The sequence below is a fragment of the Singulisphaera chitinilytica genome (genome assembly GCF_049331405.1).
GTDB lineage: Bacteria > Planctomycetota > Planctomycetia > Isosphaerales > Isosphaeraceae > PoT.
Map to the genome: position 1 here is coordinate 800,920 of NZ_CP186274.1, position 25,894 is coordinate 826,813.

Annotated in this window: 13 protein-coding genes; 7 read left to right on the forward strand and 6 right to left on the reverse strand. The window is 66.9% G+C overall.

Features of this window, described 5'->3' with window-relative positions; genetic code table 11:
- Positions 1 to 30 precede the first annotated feature (30 nt).
- Together ACOYYX_RS02940 and ACOYYX_RS02945 are read left to right on the forward strand one after the other, a co-directional pair.
- On the forward strand, positions 31 to 441 hold the full coding sequence (locus ACOYYX_RS02940) for a hypothetical protein (protein WP_422928442.1): 411 nt from the start codon (positions 31 to 33) through the stop codon (positions 439 to 441).
- Positions 416 to 3,505: a DNA internalization-related competence protein ComEC/Rec2 gene (locus ACOYYX_RS02945; protein WP_422928443.1), complete on the forward strand. Its 3,090-nt coding sequence runs from the start codon at positions 416 to 418 to the stop codon at positions 3,503 to 3,505. The genes ACOYYX_RS02940 and ACOYYX_RS02945 overlap by 26 nt, the downstream gene beginning before the upstream one ends.
- On the opposite strand, the gene ACOYYX_RS02950 is transcribed toward ACOYYX_RS02945, so the two are convergent.
- From ACOYYX_RS02950 to ACOYYX_RS02970, 5 genes are all read right to left on the reverse strand, one after another.
- Complete coding sequence (locus tag ACOYYX_RS02950; protein WP_422928444.1) at positions 3,487 to 4,398, reverse strand: serine hydrolase; 912 nt, start codon at positions 4,396 to 4,398, stop codon at positions 3,487 to 3,489. The two genes, ACOYYX_RS02945 and ACOYYX_RS02950, sit on opposite strands and share 19 nt — an antisense overlap.
- A 200-nt stretch (positions 4,399 to 4,598) precedes the next feature.
- Complete coding sequence (locus ACOYYX_RS02955; protein WP_422928445.1) at positions 4,599 to 5,135, reverse strand: c-type heme family protein; 537 nt, start codon at positions 5,133 to 5,135, stop codon at positions 4,599 to 4,601.
- Positions 5,136 to 5,215: 80 nt separating this feature from the next.
- On the reverse strand, positions 5,216 to 5,647 hold the full coding sequence (locus ACOYYX_RS02960) for an RrF2 family transcriptional regulator (protein WP_422928446.1): 432 nt from the start codon (positions 5,645 to 5,647) through the stop codon (positions 5,216 to 5,218).
- Between the two features lie 153 nt (positions 5,648 to 5,800).
- Entirely contained in the window at positions 5,801 to 6,244 is a 444-nt protein-coding gene (locus ACOYYX_RS02965) for a hypothetical protein (protein ID WP_422928447.1), read from the reverse strand.
- A gap of 72 nt (positions 6,245 to 6,316) precedes the next feature.
- Positions 6,317 to 7,483 carry a sialidase family protein gene (locus tag ACOYYX_RS02970; protein WP_422928448.1) on the reverse strand — a complete coding sequence of 389 codons (1,167 nt, stop codon included), beginning with the start codon at positions 7,481 to 7,483 and terminating at the stop codon, positions 6,317 to 6,319.
- Positions 7,484 to 7,711: 228 nt separating this feature from the next.
- Between ACOYYX_RS02970 and trpS the strand changes: the two genes are divergently transcribed.
- From trpS to ACOYYX_RS02995, 5 genes are all read left to right on the forward strand, one after another.
- Positions 7,712 to 8,695, forward strand: coding sequence for a tryptophan--tRNA ligase (gene trpS / locus ACOYYX_RS02975; protein WP_422928449.1), 984 nt, complete (start codon positions 7,712 to 7,714; stop codon positions 8,693 to 8,695).
- A 327-nt stretch (positions 8,696 to 9,022) separates the two neighbouring features.
- Positions 9,023 to 9,883: a tetratricopeptide repeat protein gene (locus ACOYYX_RS02980; RefSeq protein WP_422928450.1), complete on the forward strand. Its 861-nt coding sequence runs from the start codon at positions 9,023 to 9,025 to the stop codon at positions 9,881 to 9,883.
- A gap of 510 nt (positions 9,884 to 10,393) precedes the next feature.
- Positions 10,394 to 13,630 carry a serine/threonine-protein kinase gene (locus tag ACOYYX_RS02985; protein WP_422928451.1) on the forward strand — a complete coding sequence of 1,079 codons (3,237 nt, stop codon included), beginning with the start codon at positions 10,394 to 10,396 and terminating at the stop codon, positions 13,628 to 13,630.
- A gap of 838 nt (positions 13,631 to 14,468) precedes the next feature.
- The gene (locus ACOYYX_RS02990; RefSeq protein WP_422928452.1) at positions 14,469 to 24,095 is read left to right on the forward strand and encodes a beta strand repeat-containing protein; all 9,627 of its coding nucleotides are present in this window, start codon (positions 14,469 to 14,471) and stop codon (positions 24,093 to 24,095) included.
- A gap of 155 nt (positions 24,096 to 24,250) precedes the next feature.
- Positions 24,251 to 24,607: a hypothetical protein gene (locus tag ACOYYX_RS02995; protein ID WP_422928453.1), complete on the forward strand. Its 357-nt coding sequence runs from the start codon at positions 24,251 to 24,253 to the stop codon at positions 24,605 to 24,607.
- 36 nt (positions 24,608 to 24,643) lie between these two features.
- Here ACOYYX_RS02995 and ACOYYX_RS03000 read toward each other — a convergent pair whose 3' ends face one another.
- The gene (locus ACOYYX_RS03000) at positions 24,644 to 25,510 is read right to left on the reverse strand and encodes a fumarylacetoacetate hydrolase family protein (protein ID WP_422928454.1); all 867 of its coding nucleotides are present in this window, start codon (positions 25,508 to 25,510) and stop codon (positions 24,644 to 24,646) included.
- Positions 25,511 to 25,894: the final 384 nt, after the last annotated feature.

The window sequence follows — 25,894 nt, forward strand, 5'->3', positions numbered from 1 at the left end:
GTTTCGCCGGAATGATCCGATCCATCGTCTATGACCCAAGCGAACGAGGGCGGCTCGACGAGGCCGAAGCCCGACAGGCGGCTGATGCCCCCCTTGATGCCGGTCGCCCTGGCCATGGCCGCCGGCATCGTCATGGATCGATACTTCGAGCCTTGCGGGACGCTCTCCTGGACCATTCTCGCCCTGGCGGGCACGCTCGTCGCCGGCCTCTGCTGGCGATGGCCCACCCCGGCCACGGCCGGCTTGTTGCTCGCGTTCGCGGGGCTGGGGGGCGGCTGGCATCACCATCACTGGTCGGATCTGCCGGCCGATGACCTGGCCCGCACGGCCTCGGATCTCCCCAGGCCCGCCTGGATCCGGGGAGAGATCCGCGAGGTCCAGGGGACGAGGCCCGGAGACACCGTCACCACGCGCGGTGCTGGACCTGACGGGGATCAATGACGGTCGAGACTGGCATCGAGCCTCGGGGGCGATCCAACTCGTGATCCTCGGCGAACGCAACGACCTCGAGGCCGGGCAGGCCGTCGAGGCCGCGGGAAGCCTGGCCGCCGTCGCCGGGCCGCTGAACCCGGGGGAGTTCGACTACCGGGCGTATCTCCGGGCGCAGGGGATCCGGGTCCGCCTGACGATCGATAGTCCCGAGGGGGTCTGGCAGGACGAACGGACCCCGGGGTCCGGCTTCGATCGCTGGATCGGCGCCGCGCGGGCCTGGAGCCACGGACGACTCGTCGCGGGGCTGGATCCGAGGGTCGCGCCGCTGGCCGCGGCCTTGCTGCTCGGGCGTCGCGAGGGGGTTGATCCGGAGGTCAACGACGCCTTCGCCCGGACGGGTACGACACACCTGCTGGCGATCTCGGGGCTGCACCTCCAGGTGCTGGCCGGGGCGCTCTGGTTCCTCTTCCGGATGCTCGGATTCGGCCGCCGGGGGGCGTTCCTCGCCGTGGCGCTCACGACGCTGGGGTATGCTCTGCTCGTGGGCCTGATGCCCTCGGTCGTCCGGTCTGCGGCGATGACGATGACCGCCTGCGTCGCCGGGATGCGCGACCGCCGCACCCGCTTCGGCAACATCCTCGCCCTGGCCGCGATCGTGACCATGATGCTCAATCCGTCGCACCTCTTCGACGTCGGCTGCCAGCTCTCGTTCCTGGCCATCGCCACGATCGTCTGGGGGGTCGGCCCGCTCAAGGACCTGCTCAACTTCTTCTACCACGCCTGGACATTCCGGGTGAATGCCCCCGGGAGCGCGCTCGATCGGCTCGAACGCAAGCTCGAGCCCTGGTGGCTGGCGCAGATGCGTCAGTGGCCGCCGCTCGTGACGTCGGGCATCCTCGTCTCGTTCGTGGTCTGGCTCGTCGGCCTCCCCCTGGTCATGCTCCGGTTCCACATCATTTCACCGATCGGGATTCTCTTGAACATCCCCTTGATCCCGCTCACGTCCCTGGCGCTGATGACCTCGGGCCTGACCTTGCTGCTCTCACCCATCTGGCCGACCCTGGCGTTGCCGACGGCCTGGCTCACGGCGATCTTCCTCAGGGGGACCGAATGGCTCGTTCGCTGGGGGGCGACTCGATCCTGGGGGCACATCTTCGTCGCCGGGCCACACTGGGGCTGGGTGGTCGTCGTCTACCTCCTCCTGACGCTCGCCATGGTCGCGAGGGCCGCCCGTTCGTCGAACCGCCGCTACCTCTGGGGGGCGCTTGCGCTGGTCGTGGTCTCGGGCCCCGTCATCGGCTGGTTCGTGCGACGACCGGACACGCTCGAGGCCGATATCCTGGCGGTCGGGCACGGCCTGGCGGTCGTGGTGCAGGGGCCTGACGGTCGCGCGATCATCTACGACTGCGGCCGGATGCGCGACCCGAGCGTCGGGCGGCGGATCATCGCCCCGGCGCTCTGGTCTCGGGGCATCAGCCACGTTGAGATGATCATTCTCAGTCATGCCGATTCTGATCACTATAATGGCCTGCCCGAGTTGTTGGATCGCTTCTCGATCGGCGCGGTTCGCGTGGCGCCCGGGTTCGCGGGGGAGACGAATCCCGGGGCGGTCGCCTTGCTGAATTTCGCGAAGGCGCGAGGCGTCCCGGTCGAGCCCATCGCCGAGAGGATGCAATGGGAGTGGGCGGGGGCTCGCTACTCGGTGCGTTTCCCGCCCTCCGAGCCCAACCTGGCGACGAGCGACAATGCTCGCAGCGTCGTCCTCGACATCGAGTCGCAAGGGCGGGATCTCCTCCTGACGGGGGATCTGGAGGAGGAAGGCCTCGTCGAGCTGACGAAGCAACCACGCACGCCCGTCGACGTCATCCTGTCCCCACACCACGGCGGGCGTACGGCGAATCCGGATTGGTTCTACGACTGGGCCAACCCCAAAGTCATCGCCGTCAGCCAGCGGCCTCCCACCCGCGGGACTCGCGATGCGCTCGAGTCCCTTGAGGGCGCGGGCATCCCGCTCTATCGGACCTGGAAGCAAGGCGCGATCAGGCTCCGCTGGGAAGCCGGAGGGCTCACGACGCGGGGATTCCTCGACCCTCCCGATCGTGCAGAAGCAGATACGTCGAGACCGCAAGAACGCCCGGCGGCCGGGATGGGCTTACCGGGGCTCTTCGCCGTGTCGGGCGTGTTGTCGATCGGGGTGCGTGCGCTGGCCGTGATTTCGGGCCTGGCCGTGGGGTTGGGTGCGGCATTAGTTCTGGCGGTTCGCGAGTGGGGAGCATGGGCCCTGGTCCTGCCCGGACGTCGCTTCGGAGCGTCAGAGGTCGACGACGGGGGCGAGCGCATCGAGGTGATCGCCCCGGATGGCGTCCGACTCGTGGGGACCTGGCATCCTGGACAGGACAGCCCGGGGAGGACCATATTCCTGGTCCACGGGTTCGCCGAGGTCCGCTCTGCGATGCGCGACCGGGTCGAGTTCCTCAATGCGCGAGGCTGGAACGTGGCGCAGCTCGATCTCCGCGCCTACGGCCGAAGCGGAGGCAACCGGGCCTCTTTCGGTGGGCGCGAGGGTCGGGACCTGATCGCCTGGGTCGACGTCCTCGCGCCAAGGTGCGGCCCGTCGCCGAAGTTCGCCGCATGGGGCCGCTCGATGGGCGCGGCAATCGTCTGCCGTGCCGCGGCCGAGGACGATCGCCTGGACGCGATCATACTCGAGTCGCCTTACACCGACCTCGAGACGGCCGTGGTCGGATGGCTCAGGAAGGCGCGGCTCCCCTTCGGCAGGATCTTCGCGCGGCTGATCCTCGATCGGGCTCGGAGATTAGCCGGAGTCTCGCTTTCGAGGCCGAGCCCGATCGAACTGGCCCCGACGATCTCCGCCGCGACGCTCTTGATCCACGGGAGCATCGATCCGCTCGTCACTCGGGACCAGGCCGACCGACTGACAGGAGCCTTCCCCGCCGCCAGGAGGATCGAGGTCCCCGGGGCAGGGCACGGCAACGTCGTGGAGGTCGGCGGCCCCGAACTCGTCGGCCGGATCCTCGAATTCCTCGACGAGGCTCAGGGCTTCACCGCCTGAGCGTAGGCCGTGCGGGCGATCTCGGCGACGAGCTTGTGGGCCTTCGCCTCGTCGTCGATCCCTCGCGTCAGGACGACGAGCACGAACGGCTTGCGATTCGGGGGCATCACAATCGCCGCGTCGTGGTAGACCCCCTGGAACGAGCCCGTCTTGTGGGCGACGGGGATCCCCCTCGGCAGGCCGGCCGGGATCCCGTCGTTGAATTTCTGCGCCAGGAGGATCTCGAGCATCTCGGCGGAGGCTCGCTCGGAGACGACGGACTTCTCCGCCAGGAGCATTAGGAGCCTCGCCAGACCTTGCGCCGTGGTGACGTTGTTGAGCCCCTTGGCGTAGGCCTTGTCGTCCTCGACGCCGCGGAGGACCTTGACCCCCTTGGCCCCGAGCGACTCCATGAACGCGGTGGTCGAGCCCGCCGAGATCTTGTCGATGATGAGGTTCGTCGCGAGGTTGCTGCTCTCGGTGATCATCAGGCGGATCAGATCGCGGAGGGTCGCCTCGCCGCCGATCCTGGCGTAGAGGGTCAACTCGGAGTCTTCCTTCGGGTCGAGCTGATAGGGGCTCCCGTCGGCGATGCTGACGAACGAATTCTTGACCGGGAGCCTGTCGTCGAGCGAGAGTCGGCCCGCCGCCGCCTGATGGTAGACCTCCATCATGACGGGCACCTTCATCGTGCTCGCCGGGTGCATCGGCAATTCGTCGCGGATGCCGAAGTGCTCGCCCGTGGCCAGGTCGCGGAAGGCGACCGCCACCGTCGCGTCCGGGGCGAGGGCCTCGATGATCGAGGCGGCCTTGCCTTGCAAGGAATCCGGCTCGGCCGCTCGCGCGGGGAGGCTCGTGCCGAGAAAAATCAGCAAGGGAAGACAAATAGAGACGATCGCGCGTGGTCTGGGCATGGGATCATTCTCGGCGTCGCGGGAGGGAACGTGCAACGGTGCCCATTTTAGGATGAAGGCAACCGCCCCGCTCCTCATTTTCCGCCGAGAATGACCCCAGCACCGCGCGCACTTCGGGCGCGATCGTCGTCAGGCCTGGCCGGGTGATGTCACTGGATGGTCCTGCGTCGGACCGTGTCGACGGGCCTCTTGCCCGCGTCTTACTTGACCGGCACTTCGTAGCGGATGAAGCCCAGCAGGTCGCCGGTCTTCACGCCGTGGCAGGTCGCGCACTTCTTGGCCACGGCGGGGACGATCGTCGCGGCGTAGAGCGTCCGCTTGGGGCCGGCACCTTCGACCTCTTCATAGTAGGGCTTACCGCCGCGGATGGCCGCCTCGGCCCGCTTCTCGAAGTCGGTCGCCGGCAGGTTGGCCTCATTCTGGGGCGCACCCGAGGCATCCACGAGCTTGGCCTTGTGCCAGCCGCTTTTCTCCATCGCGGTGAATACGTCCTTGGCGACCTTGATCGCCGGGGGGCCTTCGTACTTGTTCGTGACCGAGACGACGGCCGTCTTGTACAATTCGTCGAGCATCTTGACGTGCTCGCGAGCCCGGGTCAGGGCCGCGTCCTCGACCTTCTCCGCCGGCTCGTCCGCCTGCAGGGAGGATCCGGGCACCAACGCCACCATCATGGCGAAGGCCGACACCGCGATGCCCCCGAGACACAAGACTATGCCGCGTTGCTTGGAATGCGTCATCGTTTCTCCCTTTCTGTCGTAACGTGGTTGCGCACCGCTCCCCCTGGCGTCGACGCGGGAGCGTTGCCTTATCCCTCGGATCATCCCGGGATCGTGAGCGTGACCAGGTCGCCCGACTTCGGGACGAGCTGCTCCAGCGTGACCCCGTCGAGGTATTCCATCTGGATCCTCTCGGCCTCGGCCAACACCCCTCGCAAGGCGCAACCGGGCTGGATCACGCAGACCCCCGGCGTCTCCACGCACTCGAGGAGGTGCGTCCCGCGCTCCTCGAAGTCGCGGATCACGCCCCCGACCGTGATCTCGCCCGGCGACTTCGCCAGCGAGATCCCGCCCCCCGGCCCCCTCACATTCCGCACGTAGCCGAGCCGGCCGAGCTGGTGGATGACCTTCCCCAGGTGATTCGCCGAAATCCGGTAGAAGTCGGCGATCTCCCCCATCGTCACCCGCTCCGACCTCGTCGCCAGCAAGAGCAGGCTCCGCAAGGCGTAGTCCGTGTGTAAGGCCAGGCGCACGGGAAGGATCCTTTGTGGAATTTGTATTCCTGCTCTAAGAATACAGGAATTGTTGCAAGAGGCAAGAGTGTGGGCGGAAATCACTGGAAGGACCCGCAGAGACGAGGGCTCTCGCGAGCCCCGCACGGTCCTCAAGGTTGGGCTGCTGGCCTCTTACTGGTCGGTTTCTTCCAGCGAGCGTCGGAGCCCCTGGATCTGGGCGGCGCTTTCTTCCGCCTCGATATCGGACCACTGGCCGAAGACGAGGACCGTGCGGCGCGGGGTCCGGAAGCAGCGGATGGCGCAGGTGTTGGTCATGTCGAGGCTGATGAACTCGACGTCGTGCCCGACGGCGCGCTGGCCGGCGAGGGTCTCGAGCGCGGGGGCGGCCTCGAGGTCCGGGTACTCCTCGCGCATGGCGTTGAGGGCCTCGTCGGCGACCTCCGCCGGGGCGGGGCAGGTCTCGTCCACCGTCACGAGGGCGAAGGCGAGGCCGCCGGGCGACTGGAGTGAGACTGTGGTCACCGTCTCTTCCTCGTCGATCTCGACCTCCCAGTCCGCCGGGTAGTCGAATCGGATGCCGTGGTCGTTGAATGTGGATGTTGCGTCGGTGAACATGCCTGTCAATTCTCCTGGGACAGCGTCTCTGCCCAACATGGTCCCCGGGTCGCCGGGGTCGTCCTGTTCGGGTTACTTCGTCGCGGATTTCGCGAGCGCATCGAGCTCGGGGAGCTTGAAGCGGACGCTCAGGATGTACGGTTTCTCGCCTTCGTCCCAGTGGCCGTAGGTCGTGACGACGAACGTGCCGTCGGGGAGGACCTCGACCCCGGGATAGGCGCAGTCGAATGCGTGATGGTTGTCCTCGAGCCTGATCCGATACTGGCCCTCGCGTCCTGCCACGATATCCTTATAGGTGCCGACCCAGCCGACCCAATCCCCCTTCGTCTTGCTCTCGCGGGTCGTGTCGCGGAACGAGAGGAAGAGGCGGCCGTCCGGGGCGTACTTGCCGACGTGCCGGTCGCCCGTGAGGGCACCGGGCAATTCCCTCGGCTTCGTCCAGTTCTCCCCCTCGTCGTTGGAGAGGATGAGGAACGAGTTGCGCTTGCGGCTGTTTTCCCGGAGGATGACGGCGATCTGCTTCCCATCGGGCGAGCGGATCAGGCCGGGCTCGCAGAGGTGCAAATCCGGGGCCTCGGCGATGACGCTCGGTTCGCCCCAGGTCAGGCCGCCGTCCTTGGAGATCGTCTTGTAGACGATGAATTTCGACGCCTTGCCCGAGTTCCTGAAGTACCGACCGTCGTCGTGGAAGAGGGCGAGGATGTCGCCGTTGCGGAGCCGCTCGACGCTGGACATGGCCACGATCCCGCCGAAGTCGCCAATCGGCTCCAGCGGCGACCACGTCTTTCCGTCGTCTTCGGAAACGGCCCGGCGGATCGGGTAGAGCCCCGAGAAGAGGATGAGCCGTTTCTTCCCCTGATGGTCGACCACGCGATGGATCGTCGGCGTCTCCCTGGAGGTCGACCAGTTTTCGGGGACGGGGAGCCGCTGGGACCAGGTCTCTCCCCCGTCCTCGCTGCGTTTCATGACGATCGCTCCCCGGCCGTGTCCCTTGGGGTAGACGACGATCATGGTCCGGCCATCCTCTAGCAGGACGGTCGTCGGGTGGCCGAGATACTGGCCCGGTTCCCGATCCACGACTCGTTGCCGGTCTTTCTGGTCGGCCAGGTCGATGACGGGGATTGAGTAGCCGGCGCGGACCTGCGAGGCCTCGCCGTTGGGAGCCGCCCCGGCGTCCGCGGCCCAAACCGAGGCCTGCACGGCAGAAACGGCGAGAATCGCAGCGAGGAATCGTCGCATGTTGTCCTGCCCCCGGGTCCGTACGCGTCCTGGATCACGCCGGTCTTACCTCATGGGACAGGTTTATCAACTCTCTTCCCGGACCCGCCAGCCCAAATCGCGCCGGGACTCAAGAGGTTGGTGGCGGTCGCCGTGAACTGGTACAGTGGCGATGACCCTGCGCCGGCCGAGCGACGGCCTGGCCGGCAGGGATGGAAGCCTCGTCCGTCTCAGTGAGAACGATCGGGTATGCGAGTCCTCTCGGGAATCCAGCCTTCGGGCGCCCTGCACCTCGGCAACTACTTCGGCGCGATCCGGCAGTACGTCTCGCTCCAGGACAGCAACGACGCCTTCTACTTCGTCGCCGACTATCACGCCCTGACCAGCGTCCGCGACGCGGCCAAGCTGCGCGGGTACGTCAATGACGTGCTCGTGGACCTGCTCTCCCTCGGGGTCGACCCCGAGCGCGCGACGCTCTTCGTCCAGTCGGATGTCCCCGAGACCACCGAGCTTGCCTGGCTCCTCACGTCCGTGACCCCGATGGGCTGGCTGGAGAAGTGCGTCAGCTACAAGGACAAGGTCCAGCAGGGGCTCCCGGCCGAGCACGGGCTCTTCGCCTACCCGGTCCTCCAGGCGGCCGACATCCTGCTCTATGACGCGGACGTGGTCCCCGTTGGCCAGGACCAGAAGCAGCACCTGGAGATCACCCGCGACATCGCCGAGCGGTTCAACAACGTCTACGGCGAGGTCTTCAAGCTGCCGAAGCCGTACATCCTCGACACCGTGGCCGTGCTCCCGGGCACCGATAACCGCAAGATGTCGAAGAGCTACGACAACACGATCAACATCTTCGACGAGCCGAAGACGATCGAGACCAAGTGCAAGCGCCTGGTGACCGACAGCCGCCGACCCGAGGAACCCGGTGACCCGGCCTTGCTCGAGTCGTCGGCCCTCTTCCGGCTCTTCGAGCTCTTCGCCCCGGCCGAGCGCTGGGTCGACGTGAAGGGGCGATTCCTCGAAGGGGGGATCGGCTACGGCGACATCAAGAAGGAGCTGGCGAAGCTCATCATCGACACCTTCGCCGGTGCCCGGACGAAGCGGGCCGAGTTGGTGGCGAACCCGGCTCGCGTGGCCGAGCTTCGGAAGGCCGGGGCCGAGCGGGCCCGAGCCGTCGCCCGAGGGGTCATCGCAAGGGCTCGCCAGGCCAGCGGGATCGCCGCCCCGACGAGCTGACGGGCTCCATTTTCGACCGCATTTCCGGCTCCGACCGGACTTGCGTCGAGGGGGATGGGATGAGGCGTCGCCGCTCGTGTTGGCGATCGGCGACGCCGGGTGCCCCTATCGCAATCCGGCGGTCCAATCGGCCTTGACCATCGGGCTGGCTGGGCGTAAGGTTCCGCCTTGTCACGGGTTCCTATCGCAACCCCGAGACCGTTGTGTCCGGCTCGCCACGAGGCCCCCTCAATTCCAAGGGCGAGCGTGCCGATAGACCTATGAAAGGTAGCCGAAGGGCGGAGGATCCGCCTGATCGGTTGATTTCGCCGCCCCAAGGAGGGGAGCATGCGGCGTCAGGCCGTCATCGCCGGGTGTGGAGCCGCACTACTGGCGTTGGCCGGCTGTGGGCTCGTGCATCCTCGAGACGAGGCGCGTTCCTCCCAGGCCGCGCTCGGCCAGCAGCTGAGCCAGTCGGCCCAGGCGGCGATCGCGAGGCAGGACTACGCGCAGGCCCAGGCCGACCTCGAAGAGCTGGTGGTCGTCTCCCCCAGGTCCGCCGAGGCGCGGCACCGGCTCGGGCGGGTCTTCCAGCTCCAGGGGAAGCTCGTCGAGGCCCAGGCGGCCTACAAACGCGCGGTCGAGCTCGACCCCGAGTACGTCGAGGCCTTGCTCGGGCAGGGGGAGATCAACGTCCAGTTCGGGCGTTATGAGGACGCCCTGAAACGGTTCGACGACGCCATCGAGATCGACCCGCTCCGCTCCGAGGCCCATTTCGCCCGAGGACATTCGCTCGAGGTGCTAGGCCGGCCCGACGAGGCGATCTCCGCCTACTTCCGCACCCTGGAACTCGACTCCAACCACGCGCCGACGATCCTGAGGATCGCCACGCTGCAACTCCAGCGTCGCCAGCCCGAGCAGGCGTTGACCCGGATCGAGCAGGTGCTGGAACTCACCCCCGACGACCCCGAGGCGCTCCATCAACGCGGCCTCGCGCAACTCGCCCTGAATCATCCCGGGCAGGCCGTCGCCGACCTTACCTCCGCCTCGCGGAGCCTCCCCAACCGCCCGGATGTCTTCTACCATCTCGCCCAGGCCCTCGAGGCCGACAACAAGACCTCCGACGCCATCGCCGCCGCCGAGAATGCCCTCCGCCTCGCCCCCGACTTCAACGACGCACGTGTCTTCACCACGAAGCTGAGGCGATAATCCTCGCCCGGGTTATCCTGCGACCGATCGCTTCGCCGGCGGGCCCATCCCTTGACTTGGCCCGATAGCAGGGCGAATAATGCCTCGCTTTGAATGATAAGGCCTGCATATCAGGCAACGTGCGGCATGATGATCGATCGCTGCTTCGCCTGATATGCAGATCGAATCGATTGTGGATGGATGGGCGAGGGAGTCTCATCGGCATCGTTATCATCGTCTGACGGCCAAGATGCGGCCGAGCCAACACCCTCTTGCTTGGCGATGCCGGTGCCGATGCCAGCCGTATCTTCGTGACGCCGAATTCCGGCCGATATGGCACGTCCGGGTGTCGACATGGCAGTTTGCGCAAGTGGCCAGCCTTTCATTGTAAGGCGTGGTTTTGTTCTTATGTAATAGTATTTGAAATGGAAATAGATATAGTGTCGTCGCATTGGGCCGGCTGGCTCGGCTCCATCGTGCCCATGATGGCGTGACCGAGCCTTTGGGGTCGTCGTGAGAAAGGCCTCTCGTATGAATAGCCACGGCGATGACGCTTCGGACTCCCGCGAGACGCTACCGATCTCGGGAGGGCCCCCGACCGAGCACGGGCCGCCCCGGCCTCACGCATCGCCGGCGGCACACAGACTCGGCCTGAAGGAAGCGTTGAGGGAGAGCGGCTACGAAGTCGTCAAGGAACTGGGCCGGGGCGGGATGGGTGTCGTCTATCTGGCACGCAACATCGCGCTCGATCGGCTCTGCGCGATCAAGACGTTTTCTTCGGGCGGGGTCGATCCGACAGCCGCCGCGCGGCTGCGGGCCGAGGCGGGGGCCTTCGCGCGACTCAAGCATCCGAACGTCGTGCAGATCTATCGGGTCGGCGAGGTGGCCGGGCTTCCCTTCCTCGAACTCGAGTATATGCAGGGGGGGAGCCTGGCCGACGCCTCCGACGAGAACCCGAGGCCTGCCGAGGAGGCTGCGAGGCTGATGGCGGTGCTCGCGCGGGCGGTCGCCGAGGCCCACCGGTTCGGCATCATTCATCGCGACCTGAAGCCGGCCAACGTCCTGCTGAACGCTCAGGGCGTGCCGAAGGTCAGCGACTTCGGCCTGGCGCGTCTGCTCGAATCCGACGTCCGTCTCACCCATACCGGGCAGTTCGTGGGGACCCCCTGCTACATGGCCCCGGAGCAGTCCACCGGGGGCGCCGCAGAGGCCTCTCCGGCGGCCGACGTGTATAGCCTGGGGGCGATGCTCTATGAGTTGCTGACGGGCTATCTCCCATTCAAGGGGGCGACGGCACTCCAGACGCTCGACCTCGTCCGCAACCGGGAGCCGGTCTCGCCGCGACGGATGCAGCCGAACATCCCCCGAGACCTGGAGACGATCTGCCTCAAGTGCCTGCGCAAGGAGCCGGCCCGACGCTACCCAGGCTGCGAGGAACTCGCCGACGACCTCGAGCGTTTCCTCCGCAGCGAGCCGATTCTGGCCCGGCCGACCGGGGCTATCGAGCGCCTCGGGAAGTGGGCCCGGCGCCAGCCCGGCATGGCCTCGCTCTCCGCCGCGTTGCTCGTGACCGTCGCGTTCGCGTTCGCCCTGGTCTTCTCGCAGTGGCGACGCGCCGAGCGTAAAGCGGCGGCCGAGACGCGGGCGCTCGCCGTGGCCCTGTCGGCCCAGCGCCAGGCACTCGAAGGCCAGGCCCAACTCGCGATGGATCACGGCCGGGCCCTCTGCGAGCAAGGGGAGGTCGGGCAGGGGATGGCCTGGCTGGCCCGGAGCCTCCGGATGGCGGAAGGGGCCCGGGACGCGGCCCTCGCCCGCGCCTCGAGGATCAACCTGGCCGAGTGGTCGGCACGCCTCGGCCGCCCGCTGGTGCAACTCCGGGCGCCGGCCGCGGCGCTCGACCTCGCCTTCCGCCCCGACGGCCGCTCGCTACTCGCCCTCGGCGCCGACGGGACGATCCATTGCTGGGACACCGACTCCTGGCGCGAGACCGACGCGACCCCCGGCATGGAGCCTCCCAGGCCGGGAGGCCGGCTCTCCGGGCCGGTCGCGTTCGACTCGTCGGGGAGCGGTGCCTGCGTCGTCTTCGACGAGGCCGGGCAGGGGGTCTTCTGGGACGCCGAGCGTTGCCGACGCACCGGCTCCACGCTGGCCTCGCCGGTCCGCTCGGCCGTCCGGGGCGCGGCGTTCGCGGGTGGCGGCCGGAGCCTGATCACCTGCGGGGCCGACGGCTCGCCCCGCGTCTGGGAAGTCGCGAAGGGAGGGCCCGACGGCCCACGCACCCGCGGCAGTTGGAACGGGAATACCTCGGCCCTGGCGATCAGCCGGGACGGCTCGACCACGATCTCCGGCAATAGTGAGGGGCAGGTCGTCCGGCGCGAGGTTGCCACGGGAAAGGAGATCGGCCCCACGCTTCCGCTCGGCCCTCCCGTCCGCAAACTCGCCTTCCTCGGCGATGGCCATCGCGTGGTGGTGGTGGCGGGCGACGGCCGCGTCCTCGTCTGGGCCCCCGACGTGTCGCGCGTCACAGACCTACCGCCCGAGGGGACGGCGGTGACGGGCCTGGCCGTCGCCCCCGGCGGCGAGCGGTTCGCCACAGGCACCGAAGGGGGCAACGTCCGGATCTGGAACTCGACCACCCTCCATCAGGAGGCCCAGACCTTGAAACTGGTCGAGCCGGTGCGCTCCCTGGCCTTCCGCCCCGACGGCAACGCCCTGGCGTGCGGGCTCGATGACGGCACGATCCGGCTCTGGACGCTGCCACGAACCGGACCGATCGCCGGTCCCATGCTCATGCGAGGCCCCATCCTCAGCCTGGCCTTCAGCCGCGACGGCATGAACCTGCTCGCGGTCGGGTGCCGCGGGCCGGAGTGGTGGGATGTCGGCCAGCCGGCGCAACTCGGCCATCCCATGGCGACACCGACGAAGGGGCAGGAGTTCGGCGTCACCTCGGTCAGTCCGGACGGCCGCCTGATCGTCGCGACCACCGGCGGCGAGGGAAGCACCCAGCCTTCTCCCGCCCCTCGGCTCATACTGCTCGACGCCGAGACCGGGGCCTTGATCCGGGAGGCCGCCGAGGATGACGGTCCGATCGCGGGCATCGCCTTTGGTCCCGACTCGCGCCGCGTCGTGACCTGGGGGAATCGGCAAGGGACCGTCACGCTTCGCGACGTTGACGCCTTTGCGACCTCGAGGCCGCTCTGCCGTACGCTTGGTGTCGCCGTCCATCAGGTCGTCTTCAGCCCCGACGGGAAGACGCTGCTGCTCGGCTGCCGCGACGGCAAGGCGAGGCTCTGGGATCCGGATCGGGATATCGAGGTGAAGCCCGAGTCCCTGCCGTACCACTCCTATCCGATCACGGCCGTCGCGTTCGACCCGCAAGGGCCCCGGGTCATCACCGGCTGCCACGCGGGCACAGTCCGGCTCTGGGACCGCGCGAGCGGTGCGCTGCTGCATGACGTCCGGGGAAACGCGGGGGAGGTCGCCTCCATCGCCTTCAGCCCCGACGGCAAGACCTTCCTGACCGCCAGCTTCGACGGCACGGCTCGTTTCTGGGACGTCGAATCCGGCCGGCAACTCGGCCCGCCCCTCCACCACACCGACGCCGTCCTCTGCGTCGCCTTCCACCCCGGCGGTCAGTCCGTGGCCACGGGCACCCGCGACGGCAATGCCTGGCTCTGGCACGTCCCCGCCGCGCCTATGCCGGGGACCGTTGCCGGCATCGACCGGACCGTCGAGCAGCAGACCGGCTTCCATTTCGAGCATCCATGAGAGCCCGATTACCCTTCCCTTCGCTCCAGCCGCCCTTGCGAAGCCCGTCCCCGCCTCTTCAGGCCCGGCGAAACGACCCCATCTCACCTCGCCCGAATCCTCGTGAATTCAATGACACCCTGCTGACGTCAATTGGACGATAGTCGACCCTGTGGATCGAAATTGTGTTTGACTTCAGTATGGAGTGCGATTAATTTGAGATTCATAGATGTGACTCAGTGATGTGAGGCGTGGCCTCGTGGAATTCGTTTGCGAACATGGTTTTGTATAAAATTTGCATTAACGCGTGGATTTGTTGGCGTGTCGTCGCCGTGGGCGGTTCGCGGTCGCCTCGCCCTTTCCACGCCGAAGGTGGCCCAATCGATCCTCGCCCGCTTTCTCGCCGCTTGTCGGGCTGGTCGTGAGACTTGGGACGCGGGCCGCCTGCTTCCGATAGCCGGGGGGGCGACCTCGGGGGATCGGCAGGGGTAGGCTTTTGCTTGCTCATGTGCGGTTGTGTAAAGTTGTCAAAGCGGTCGTGGTTGACCTCGTGACTCTCGCGCGGGTCCGAGGCAGAGGGCTTTGAAGCGGCCGCGTGTCACGCCGGACTGAATCTGTAGTATTGGACTCAACATGTATATCGGAAGCATGAAGGGTTGCGGGGGTTTTTGAGTCTGGCCCCGTGCCTCATCCTCGTCCGTGATCGCGACATCCGTCAAGGCCTCGCCCTCCAAGGCCTCGCCCTCGCCGGCCAGCACGGGATTCCGCCGCCGCGGCGGGGTTTCTCGGTGACACTGTGACACTCGCCGAACTACGACGCTCCGCCCCGAAGAATGTGTCAGCCTCCAGGAGAGCATCCATGAACCGGCACCGAAGTCATCTCCGCGCGCGCCTCTCCAGGAGCCTGGTCGCACGCCATCGCGCGGCCGCCGGGTTGGAGGCCCTCGAGGATCGCATGCTCCTCTCGGCCGTCAGTGTCAACGACGTGAAGGTCTGGGAGGGGACGCCGGGCTCGCCCACGTCGGGTGTCATCCCCTCGGCGACCGAGTCCGAGGTCTACCAGTTCGACGGGCATGAAGGCCAGCGCGTCTTCTTCGACAGCCTGGCCTCGGCCCCCTCGGTCACCTGGTCGCTCCTCGCGCCGAACACGAACACGACGCTCTACTCGGTCTCGGAAGCCAATGACTTCGCCTACACGCTGCCGCAGGACGGCTCCTATCGCCTGACCCTGTCCGGCCCGGCCAACTCGGCCTTCAGCTTCCGGTTGAGCACGGCGACGACCACGACGACCCCCCTGACTCTGGGCGCGACCGTCAGCTCGAAGATTGGGCTCCCCGGCGAGCAAGACTCTTACACGTTCACCGGCAGCGTCGGGCAGCGGATCTATCTCGACACGCTCGTCAGCGACCCCAACCTCGACTACACGCTGGTGAGCCCCACCGGCGCGACGGTCTGGGACGGCCTGCTGACCACGAACTCCAACTTCGGCCCCCTCACGCTCGTCGAGGCAGGCACGTACACCCTTCGGGTCTCCGGCAACGGCAGCACGACCTCGGCCTACAGCTTCCGGATGCTCGACGCGGCATCTGCCGCCGCGATCGCGCCGGGGAGCACGACTTACGGCGGGACGCTCAACCCGGGGACCGGCACGGTCCTCTACACGTTCAGCGCGACGGCGGGCGCCACGTACCTCTTTGATGCGCTGGGGACGACCGGCGCCCCCTCGAACTGGTCTCTTTATGGCCCCAACGACTCGATCATCACGACGAGCCCCCTTGACGGCGACATCAACCTCTTCCTGCCCTGGACCGGGACGTACCTGCTCGCCGTCGAAGGCGCCGCGACCTCGGCGGTTCCGTATCGCTTCAAGGTGAGCGAGCAGACTCCGGCGACGGTCAGCCCGACCGGCTTCGGCACGAGCCACACGGGGACTCTCGACGCGTCGAACGGCCACTCGGCGTCGTTCGCCTACACCATGTCGGCGGGTCAGGTCTTCGATTTCACGAACTTCTACCCGAATCACGCGGGCGGGAACGTCCGTTACGTCCTGTCGGATGCCGTGGGAGCGGTCATCTACGAGGATTACGCGACCGCGAATGACGTTGGCCCGGTCGTCGCGCCCCGGTCGGGGACGTATACGATGACGGTGACCGGATACGACGACACCAATCCCTACGGGTTCCGCCTCACCGCCTTGCCGACGGGCGCGACGAGCCTGACGGCGGGGGCGACGGCCAGCGGGACGTTCGCCGGGGCCTATCAGACGAACTTCTACAAGTTTACGGGCTCGGTCGGCCAGCGCATCATGATCGACGGCCTGACCGGCGGCGGGGCCACCCTCCAGGTCGTCAGCCCCACGGGGCTGATCCTCTATGACCTCAATGGTGCGGCGAATGCCGATTCGGGGATCGTCACGCTCCATGAGTCGGGGACTTACGACATCCTGGTGCAAGGGGCGGGGGGATCCTACTCGTTCCGGTATCTGGACATCTCCTCGCAGACCCTGATCACGCCCGGCACGAGGTATTCGGGCGCCGTGGCGGGCGCGACGTCGGCCCAGTTGTTCCGCATCTCGGCGACGGCCGGCCAGCGGATCTACGTCGACTCGGCGCAGACGTCGGAGTCGAACCTCGCCTGGAGGCTCTACGGACCGAACGGGGAGGACCTGACGTCCCAGGTCAATAACTTCGACCTCGAGGCCCTCGCCCCCTCGACCGGGACCTACACCCTCGCCCTGCTCGGCCAGGGGAACGGGAAGTCGTCCGGCTACGACTTCCGCGCCTACGTCTCGACCCAGGCGACGACGCCGGTCTCGCTCGGGCCGCTCGTCAGCGGCACCATCTCCCAGCCCGGCGAGCGCCACGTCTACACGTTCTCCGCCGACGCCGGGCAGCAGATCTATATCACCTACGCCACCAACACGAACCTCGCCACGACCCTCATCACCCCGAGCGGCCAGTTCCTGTACGGGCCCGGCGAGATCACCCTGATGGAGAGCGGCACGTATCAATTCCTGATCGACGGGCTCGACAGTGCGACCGGCGCATACAATTTCAACATCATGGACATCGACGCCCTGCCGACGATCACGCCGGGCACGGGCTTCTCGGGCACGCTGACGGATGCCTCGCCATTAGCTGGATACCGGATCGACGGCAAGGCCGGCGAGCGGGTCGACTTCCACGACACGTTGACCTCGTTCGGATTCGACGCCTTCTGGAAACTGCTCGGGCCGTCGGGGCAGACCCTGGCGAGCAATTACGTCTACAATCAAGGCGACCTCGATGTGACTCTGCCGGCCGACGGGCCTTACACGCTCGTCCTCATCAAGGCCAACGGCGTGGGCACCATAGGCGTCCCCTATGAATTCCAGTACTCGACGTTCTCGCCCAGCACCACGCCCCTGCCATTCGACACCATCATCAACGCCAACCTGGCGACCCCGGGCGAGCAGGATGTCTACTCGTTCACCGGCAGCATCGGCCAGCAGATCCTCTTCGACTCCATCGCCAGCACTTTGTACGGCTCGATGTTTCTCTACAGTCCGAGCGGGCTGGTGGTCCCGGGTTTCAGCCTCGGCACCTTTTCCTCGGGGGACAGTAACCCGGTCACCCTGTCCGAGAATGGTACGTACCGGCTCGTCTTCATTCCCGATCTCAACGCGACGGGGACCTATTCGTTCAGCCTCCTGAACCTCTCGGCCCGGTCGTTGATCGCGGAGGGGACGTCCTATTCCGGGACGCTCGGGGCCGGGGAGCCCACCGCCGTCTACAAGGTCAGCGCCACGGCCGGGCAGCGGCTCTACTTCCACAACACGATCACCCCAACGAACTACTTCGACGCCGCCTGGGCCCTGTACAATCCGGCCGGGGAGGAGGTGAGGGACTCCTACATCAATGGCGACCTCGAATATGACGTGCCGGAGACCGGGACCTATCTCCTCAAAATTTCCAAGTATAATCGCGAAAACGACCTCAGCTATGACTTCGCCTACAAGGTGTTCACGCCGACCTCGACCCCGCTGACCCTGGGCTCGAACGTCTCCAAGACCCTCGCGCAGCCGGGCGAGCAGGATACTTACACGTTCACCGGCAGCGTCGGGCAGCGGGTCTACCTCGACCTCATCGCCGGTGCCTTCAACGGCACGGTGAGCCTGTTCAGCCCGACCGGCTTGAATATCTGGTACCAGATCACCCTCGCCGACCTGGTCGACCAGGGGCCGACGCTCCTGAATGAGAATGGGGCCTATCGCCTCGTCATCGACGGCAACGACAACGCCACGGGCAACTATCAATTCAGGCTCTCGGACCTGGCGACTTCGCCCGCGATCAACGCCGGAACGACGTACACGGGCACCCTGGGGGCGGGGGCGCCGGCCGTCCTCTTCCGGATCAACGGCACGGTCGGGCAGAACCTTTACATCCACAATAGCTCGGCGGCCGGGGCCAACGACGCGACCTGGACGCTCTATGACGCGGCCGGGCAACCCCTCGCCACGAACAAGATCAACGGCGACCTGGTCGCGACCCTGACGACGACCGGTTTCTACTCGCTCGTCATCTCCAAGAGCACGTCCCTGCCCGACACCGACGTCCCGTATAGCTTCGTCTACTCGACGTTTGCCAGGAGCACGAGCCCGCTGACCCTCGGGTCGAACGTCTCCGGGACCCTCGCGCAGCCGGGCGAGCAGGACTCTTACACGTTCACCGGCAGCGTCGGGCAGCGGGTCTACCTCGACTCGATCGCGGCCGCCCCGAATCTGATGCGCGAGCTGGTGAGTCCCAGCGGGGTGATCATCTGGAGCACCCAGTTCTGGGCGACCGCGGACCTCGGGCCCCTCACGCTCAAGGAGGCCGGGACGTACACCCTCCGCATCTTCGGGACCGGCACCGCGACGGGAGCCTATCAATTCCGACTGCTCGACGTGGCCGCCGCCCCCCCCATCACGCCGGGATCGGCGACCATCGGCGGCACGCTCAACCCGGGGACGAGCACGGCGCTCTACAAGATCACGACGACGGCCAGCGGCAAGACGTTCCGCTTCGACGCCCTGGGCACCGTGGGGAGTCCGTCGAGCTGGATCCTGTACGGGCCGAATGACCAGGGCGTGGCCCTGGGCTCGCTCAACGCGGATCTCGTCGCGTCCCTCCCCTGGGCGGGGACCTACGTGCTTGCCATCAAGGGGGCCAACGAGTCCGCGGGCGGGGCGGTCCCGTACAGCTTCAAGGTGATCGATCAGAGCGATGCGCCGGGCGGGACGAGCGGCTTCGGCACGGTGAATTCCGGGACGCTGGACGGGGGTGATGGGCCGACGATCACGTTCACCTATGCGATCTCGGCCGGGCAGGTCCTCGACCTCAACAACCTCAATCCCAACTCCGCCGCTGGTATCCACTACTCCCTGGCCGACGCGACCGGTGCCATCCTCTCGATGGGGGATGACCAGAACGACAGCGGGCCGATCGTGGCCCCGCGGACGGGCACCTACACGCTGACGCTGACCGGTTCCAATGGCCCCAACGCCTTCGCGTTCAGGCTCGTGGCGCTGCCGGATGCGGCGACGAGCCTGACGCTCGGCGCGACGATCGACTCGAGCCTCACCACCGACTATCAGACGGATTTCTATCGGTTCACGGGAGCCATCGGGCAGTCCTTGCTGATCGACGGCCTCGGCGGCGCCGCCGGCGTGCAGGTCTACAGCCCCTCGGGCCAGATCGTCTCGGGCCTCGGCACCTCGATGCCGAATGACTCGGGGCTCGTCCCGCTCGTCGAGTCGGGGACCTACTACGTCCTGGTCCAGGGCGTGGCCGGATCCTACAGCTTCCGGCTCCTCGACATAGACGCGTCCGGGACCCTCGGCTCGGGGAGCGGGGCCTCGGGCACCATCAGCCCGCCGGCCGCGACGATCGCCTATCGCTTCGACGCGACGGCCGGGCAGCGGATCTACGCCGACGACACCCTGGCTCTGCTGAACACCGGCGTCTTCTGGCAAATCTACGGGCCGTCGGGCCTGTCACTCGCGCGAGGGTACGGCAATACGGACCTGGAGGCCGTCGCGCCCGTGACCGGCACCTATACACTGGTCCTCGGCGGGGCGGACAACGGCGTCTCGCCCGATTATGACTTCAACCTTTATGTCTCGACTGACACGACGACGGCGGTCTCCCCGGGGTCGCTCGTCCAGGGCAGCATCTCGCAGCCGGGCGAGCAGGACATCTACACGTTCAACGGCAGCCTCGGACAGCAGATCCTCTTCAGCCTCGCCACCAACGCCATCGATGGCCTCGGAGCCTTGATCGGCCCGAGCGGGCAGGTCGTCTGGTCCTCCTACCTGGGCAGTTTCGGGCCGATCAATCTGGTCGAGTCGGGGACGTATCGCCTGGTCATCGACGGCAGCGGCGATAGCGTCGGGGCCTATTCTTTCAAGTTCACGGACCTTTCAACCCTCCCCTTCGTGCAGCCGAACACGTCGTATTCGGGCACGCTTGGGGAGGATAATCAAGGTGTCTTGTATCGGTTCCACGGGACCGCCGGGCAGTCGTACTACTTCTACGGCACATCCGACTCCGGGAATCATGCCCTGGGCATGTCCCTGTTCTCCCCCTCCGGTGCGGGCATCGGCGGTAGCTCGTTTAATACCGGTTTCGAGATGACGCTGCCGATCGACGGCGTTTACACGCTCGCCATTGGCAGGAGCCCGTTCGGGCCCACATCCGAGGTCGGCTACAGCTTCGGCTATCTCCCGATCGCAGAGACCACGGCGCCCCTGACACTGGGCACCCCGGTGAATGCCGGGGTGACGAACCCAGGCGATCAGCATACTTACACGTTCACGGGGAGCGTCGGACAGCAGGTTTATTTCGACAACATCTCGGGGGTGCTGCAAGGCTACGCCACCATCATCGGCCCTCGCGGGCAGGTCGTCTGGAAGAGCACGAATCTCTCGCTGGGGGCCGACGGGGGCCCGTTCACGCTGACCGATGCGGGCACGTATCGCGTGGTCGTCGACGGAATCGTGAACTCCACCGGGAGCTTCGTCTTCGACCTCATCAACCTGTCCGCGAAGACGCCGATCACCCAGGGCGCGCCCTACTCGGGCACCCTCGGCGGCGGGGCTCCCGCGGCCGCGTATCGGGTCAGCGTGACGGCAGGGCAGCGGCTCTTCTTCCACAACACGCTCGGCAATGGCTCGACCGGCGCCAACTGGTCCCTCTACGGCACGGCCGGCGAGTTGCTGGCCAGCGGCTCGATCGGCGATGACCTGGAGCTGACCGCCGCGACGACCGGCACGTACACGCTGGTCGCCTCCAAGAACCTCGGGCTGGCGGCGACCCCCGTCGCCTATGACTTCACCTACAACGCCTTCGCCCCGATCACCACGGCCCTGACGCTGAAGTCGACCGTCAGCGGCAGCCTGTCGAAGCCGGGCGAGCAGGACGTCTACACGTTCACCGGTAGCGTCGGGATGCAGCTGTTCTACGACCGGATCGACTCGAATCACGAACTCGACCTGACGCTCTACAGCCCCAGCGGCGTCATCCTGCTCGACGACCCCTCAAACTCCGGTGACCTTTCTCGTTTCATCACGCTGGTCGAGGCAGGAACGTATCGCCTGGTCGTCAATGGGCACGGGACGTCGACGGGGGCCTATCGGTTCAATCTGTTCGACACGGCGGCCCTGCCCGCGGTCGGCACCGGCGCGACGCCGCTGACGTTCACCGTGAGCCTCGACGCCCCCGCGACCGGCGCGATCACGATCAACTACGCCACTGCCGACGGCACGGCGCAGGCCGGTGTCGACTACCAGGCGACGTCGGGGACCTTGACATTCCTGCCCGGCGAGACCTCCAAGACCGTCACCGTGCTGGCGATCCAGGACTCGCTCAACGAGCAGGACGAGACGTTCACGCTCAACCTCAGCAATGCCCCGGCCGGAACTACGATCGCCCGAGGCCAGGGGGTGGCGACGCTCCGGAACGACGACCTCGACCTCGCCCTGAACTCGGTGAAGGTGAGCGGCCACACGCTGACCATCAACTATGACGTGAACGGGAGCGCGGCGAGCCTACCTTTCCGCTTCGGCCTCTATCGCTCGAGTGACGCCAGCTTCGGCGGCGACAGCCTGATCGGCTCGATCGTCCTCTCGTCGGCCGCCGACCTCGCGGCCGGCTCGCACACCAAGACGTTCACCCTCGGGAGCGGCCCCGGGCAGCTCAGCCTGCCGGGCGCGGGGGCGGCCGAGGATGACGGCGAGTATTACCTCCTCGGCGTCCTCGACGACCAGAACAGCAACGACGAGTTCGAGTCCGACCCCTACAACCACGACAACACCCAGGTCGTGACCGGTGCTTACCTCGGCACTGGGAATACCCTGCTGGTTCACGGCGGAGTCGGCGGTGACAAGGTCGCCGTCACCCCCTCGGGGCTGAGCCTGACGCTTGCAGGCTCGGGGGCCTCGACCTACTCCCTGGCCGGGGTCGCCACGGTCCGCATCTGGACCCACGAAGGCGACGACACGATCAACGTCGCGCCGGGCGTCGCGCCGGCGATCTTCGCGCTCGGCGGGGCCGGAAACGATACCCTGACGACGGGCGTCGCCAACGTCACCTTCGACGGGGGCACGGGGACGAACACCGCCAGGGTTGATGGCACGTCGGGCAACGACGCCTTCGTCGTCTCGTCGAGCGGCGTGGCCTTCGGCGGCCATTTCGCGGCTATCACCAACGCCGCGACGGTGGTCGATGGCCTGGCGGGCAAAGATACCTTCACCGTCTCCGGGGCCGTCGGCAATGTCACCTTCGACGGGGGGGACGACGACGACACCGTGGTCTTCAAGCCCGGATCGACCCTGGGAGGCTCCCTGGTCGGAGGCGCGGGGGTGGATACGCTGGACCTCTCGGCGTTGACGACCGCCTCGAGCGTCAACCTCGGCACGTCGAAGCTCACCGGTTTGGGGGGCACCTTCTCGGGCTTCCAGTCCATCGTGGTGGGCAGTTCGACGGGCAGCACCGCGATCGGCCCCGACTCGTCCACGAACTGGGTCTTGTTCGGTTCGTCGGGCGTGATCGTCACCGGGATGACCCTCACGGGGATGCGGAACTTCGTCGGCGGGACGGGCAACGACACGTTCATCCTCGACAACTACAAGGGGGGCGGGGCGATCGACGGCGGGGGCGGGACGAACACCCTCTCGTACACCAGGAATGTTGATATCGCCATCTCCGACACGAAATTCCTCGTGACCGGCGGCCCGGCCGTGAGCCTCTCCAGGGTGACGGCGGCGAACCTCACCGGCGGCGCCTCGGCCAACGTGTTCACGCTCTCGGGCTGGACCGGCACGGGTAACGTGGTCGGCGGCGGGGGCACGGACAGGATCGTTCTGACCAAGAACGCCAATATCACCCTGGCGAACGCCAAGGTCACCGCCGGCGACGGCCTGAGCATGAACCTCCGCAACATCGCGGTGGGCAGCCTGACGGTCGACGCGACGACGGCCTCGCGAAGCATCGACGCCTCGGCATACGCGGGCGTCACCCTGATGTACGCCCAGGGATCGAAGCCGCTGACGTTCAAGGGGGGCGCGAGCAACGACATGTTCATCCTCGACGGCTACACCGGCACGGCGACGATCTCCGGGGGGGCCGGCATCAACTCGGTCTGGTTGACCAGGGACGCCGACATGACGCTGTCGAACGCGCAGTTGAAGGCGACCGGCGGCCCGACGGCGAGCCTCTCGGGGGTGACACAGGCCTTCCTGACCGGCGGGGCGGCGAACAATACCTTCACGGTCGGCGGGTGGTCGGGCGGTGGCCTGATCCTGGGCGGCGGCGGGAGCGCCAATCGGATCGTGGCCACGAAGGACGCGAACCTGACGCTGACCAACGGTTCACTCAAGGGGGGCGACGGCCTGAATCTCGCCCTGTCGGGCATCCAGCGCGCGACGCTGACCCTGATCAACAACACCACGGCGCGGACGATCAATGCGTCGGCCTTCGCCGGCGTCACGAGCCTGACGGCCACCGGCTCGGCCGAGGCGAGGCTCATCGGCGGCGCCGGCAACGACACGCTGGCCGCCGTCGGCTCGGGCCGGGCGATCCTGGTCGGCGGTCCGGGTAATGACTCGATCTCGTCGACGGGGACGGGCCGGGCGATCCTGATCGGCGGGGCGGGGGCCGACGCGATGAAGGGCAACGGCAATACCCTGATGATCAGCGGCAGGACGGCGTACGACTCCAACCTCACGGCCCTCGACCAGATCCTGGCCGAGTGGGCCTCGACCTCGTCGAATTACGCCACCAGGATCGGCCACATCCTCAACGGCGGCGGCCTGAACGGGTCGACGAGGCTGACGAGTTCGACGGTGCTGAACGACGCGGCCATCGACGTGCTGGGCAACCCGACCGCCACGGCGGCCGACTGGTTCGTGGTCAACAACGGCGACACCGTCATCAAGAAGGCGGCCGAGACCAGGACCATCCTGTCCTGACCCGAGGGTGCAACAAAAGGTGGTCAGCCCGCCGATTCGCGAGGAAAACCGCTTGTTTCCCGGGGCCGAAACGGCGTAAATCGAAGGAGCGGAGTGTCGCTGGAATTCTCTCCGATCGGTTGGCTGGTCACGACCGTGTCAAGCGAGGGACGGCCATGCATCCCAAGAAGGCGGGCTGGGGTTTCGGCGCGAAGAAAGGTGACGAGGACGATGGGCTTTTCCCCCGGATGAGCTTCAGGAGCATCGTGTTCAAGACGATGCTCCTGAACCTGGGGGTGCTGCTGACGGTCTTGCCGTTCATGTTACCCGGCGAGGCGAATCGCCAGGTCTTGCCCGGGCTCCTGTTCGTCATGGGAGGCGTGAGCGCCCTGATCTGGATCCTGACGTTCGTGATCACGGGGCTCGTCATGAGCACCGGGATCCTCATCCGACAGTTCGCCACGCCCACCCGTCACGGGGGGCGAAAGCGCGACGGGATCGTCGACCACTGGATCGACGACCCCGTTTGCTGAATCCGAAGAGAGAGGACCTCAACTCGATCCGGTCGCTCAGGCCTTGGGCCCGACGACCGGGTTGCGGAGGGTGCCCAGGCCGTCGATCTCGACCTCGGCCACATCGCCCGGCTTGAGCCAGACCTGCGGCTTGCGCGCCATGCCGACGCCCGGCGGGGTGCCGGTGAAGATCAGGTCGCCCGGCTCGAGCGTGAAGATCTGCGAGAGGTAGGCGATGATCTCGTCGACCCGGAAGATCAACTGGCTCGTGCTCGAGTCCTGCATCGTCTCGCCGTTGAGCCGGAGCCGGATGCCCAGGGCGTGCGGGTCGGGGACCTCATCGGAGGAGACCAGCATCGGGCCGATCGGTGCGAACGTGTCGAACGTCTTGCCCGCCATCCACTGCTTGCCCGGCTTATTGAGCTGCCAGTCGCGCGCCGAGACGTCGTGGCCGACGGCGTAGCCCGCCACGTACTCGTACGCGTTCTCCTTGGCGACGAACCGGCCCTTCTTGCCCACCACGATCACGAGCTCGGCCTCGTAGTCGACCTGCGTACTGACGGCCGGCAGGACGATCTCGGCACCGTGGCCGACGAGGGTGCTGGGGTACTTGCTGAAGAGGACGGGCTCGGGCGGGATCTCCATCCCGCTCTCGATCGCGTGGTCGCGGTAGTTCAGACCCAGGCAGACGATCTTCTGAGGGTCGTAGATCGGCGACAGCAAGGTCGCGACGGCCGGGTCGTGGCGGACCTTGCCCTGCGGCAGGGCGGCCCAGACGCGGCGGAGGACCTCTTCGCCCTGGCCCAACAACTCCCGGAGGTTCGAAGGGGCGGCCGGGTCGGCGCTCGCGACCTCGATGTACTCGTCATTCAAAACGCCGCAAGCCTGCGGACCCCGTTCCGTCTGCACAGTCACCCAACGCACGTAAGGCCTCCTCGATCTTCAAAATTCGCGGGACGATTTCGGTGGGACGTCGCGCCGCACTCGCAAGGCGGCGCCCATTTCGCAAAGGGCGTCGCCCGATGCCCCTGCCGGGGGGTCGCAGGTTCCGGCAGGCGGGATGGATCGCCCCACCCTCGATGGTTTGCACTATGTTGGTCCGACGAAGGCGGCGAGGCAAGGGAGATCCGTGCCTTTCTCGCCGGCCGATGGATCGTCAGAGGCGATATTTCTAGGCTGTGGACATCGGTCGGTATGTTTAACCGAATGCCGACGCCGTGCAGCTTGGATCGCACGTGATAGAGATGTGTGAAAATGAAGAGGCAAGCCGGGCGAGTTCCCCGTCCGGCCCGCTCTTGCCGAAGGGCA

What these genes read in the sequence shown, in the direction of transcription:
- ACOYYX_RS02940 (WP_422928442.1), top strand. Translation starts at nt 31, where the DNA reads ATGACCCAAGCGAACGAGGGCGGCTCGACGAGGCCGAAGCCCGACAGG.
- ACOYYX_RS02950 (WP_422928444.1), bottom strand. Translation starts at nt 4,398, where the DNA reads ATGCCCAGACCACGCGCGATCGTCTCTATTTGTCTTCCCTTGCTGATT.
- ACOYYX_RS02955 (WP_422928445.1), bottom strand. Translation starts at nt 5,135, where the DNA reads ATGACGCATTCCAAGCAACGCGGCATAGTCTTGTGTCTCGGGGGCATC.
- ACOYYX_RS02965 (WP_422928447.1), bottom strand. Translation starts at nt 6,244, where the DNA reads ATGTTCACCGACGCAACATCCACATTCAACGACCACGGCATCCGATTC.
- ACOYYX_RS02970 (WP_422928448.1), bottom strand. Translation starts at nt 7,483, where the DNA reads ATGCGACGATTCCTCGCTGCGATTCTCGCCGTTTCTGCCGTGCAGGCC.
- trpS (WP_422928449.1), top strand. Translation starts at nt 7,712, where the DNA reads ATGCGAGTCCTCTCGGGAATCCAGCCTTCGGGCGCCCTGCACCTCGGC.
- ACOYYX_RS02980 (WP_422928450.1), top strand. Translation starts at nt 9,023, where the DNA reads ATGCGGCGTCAGGCCGTCATCGCCGGGTGTGGAGCCGCACTACTGGCG.
- ACOYYX_RS02985 (WP_422928451.1), top strand. Translation starts at nt 10,394, where the DNA reads ATGAATAGCCACGGCGATGACGCTTCGGACTCCCGCGAGACGCTACCG.
- ACOYYX_RS02990 (WP_422928452.1), top strand. Translation starts at nt 14,469, where the DNA reads ATGAACCGGCACCGAAGTCATCTCCGCGCGCGCCTCTCCAGGAGCCTG.
- ACOYYX_RS02995 (WP_422928453.1), top strand. Translation starts at nt 24,251, where the DNA reads ATGCATCCCAAGAAGGCGGGCTGGGGTTTCGGCGCGAAGAAAGGTGAC.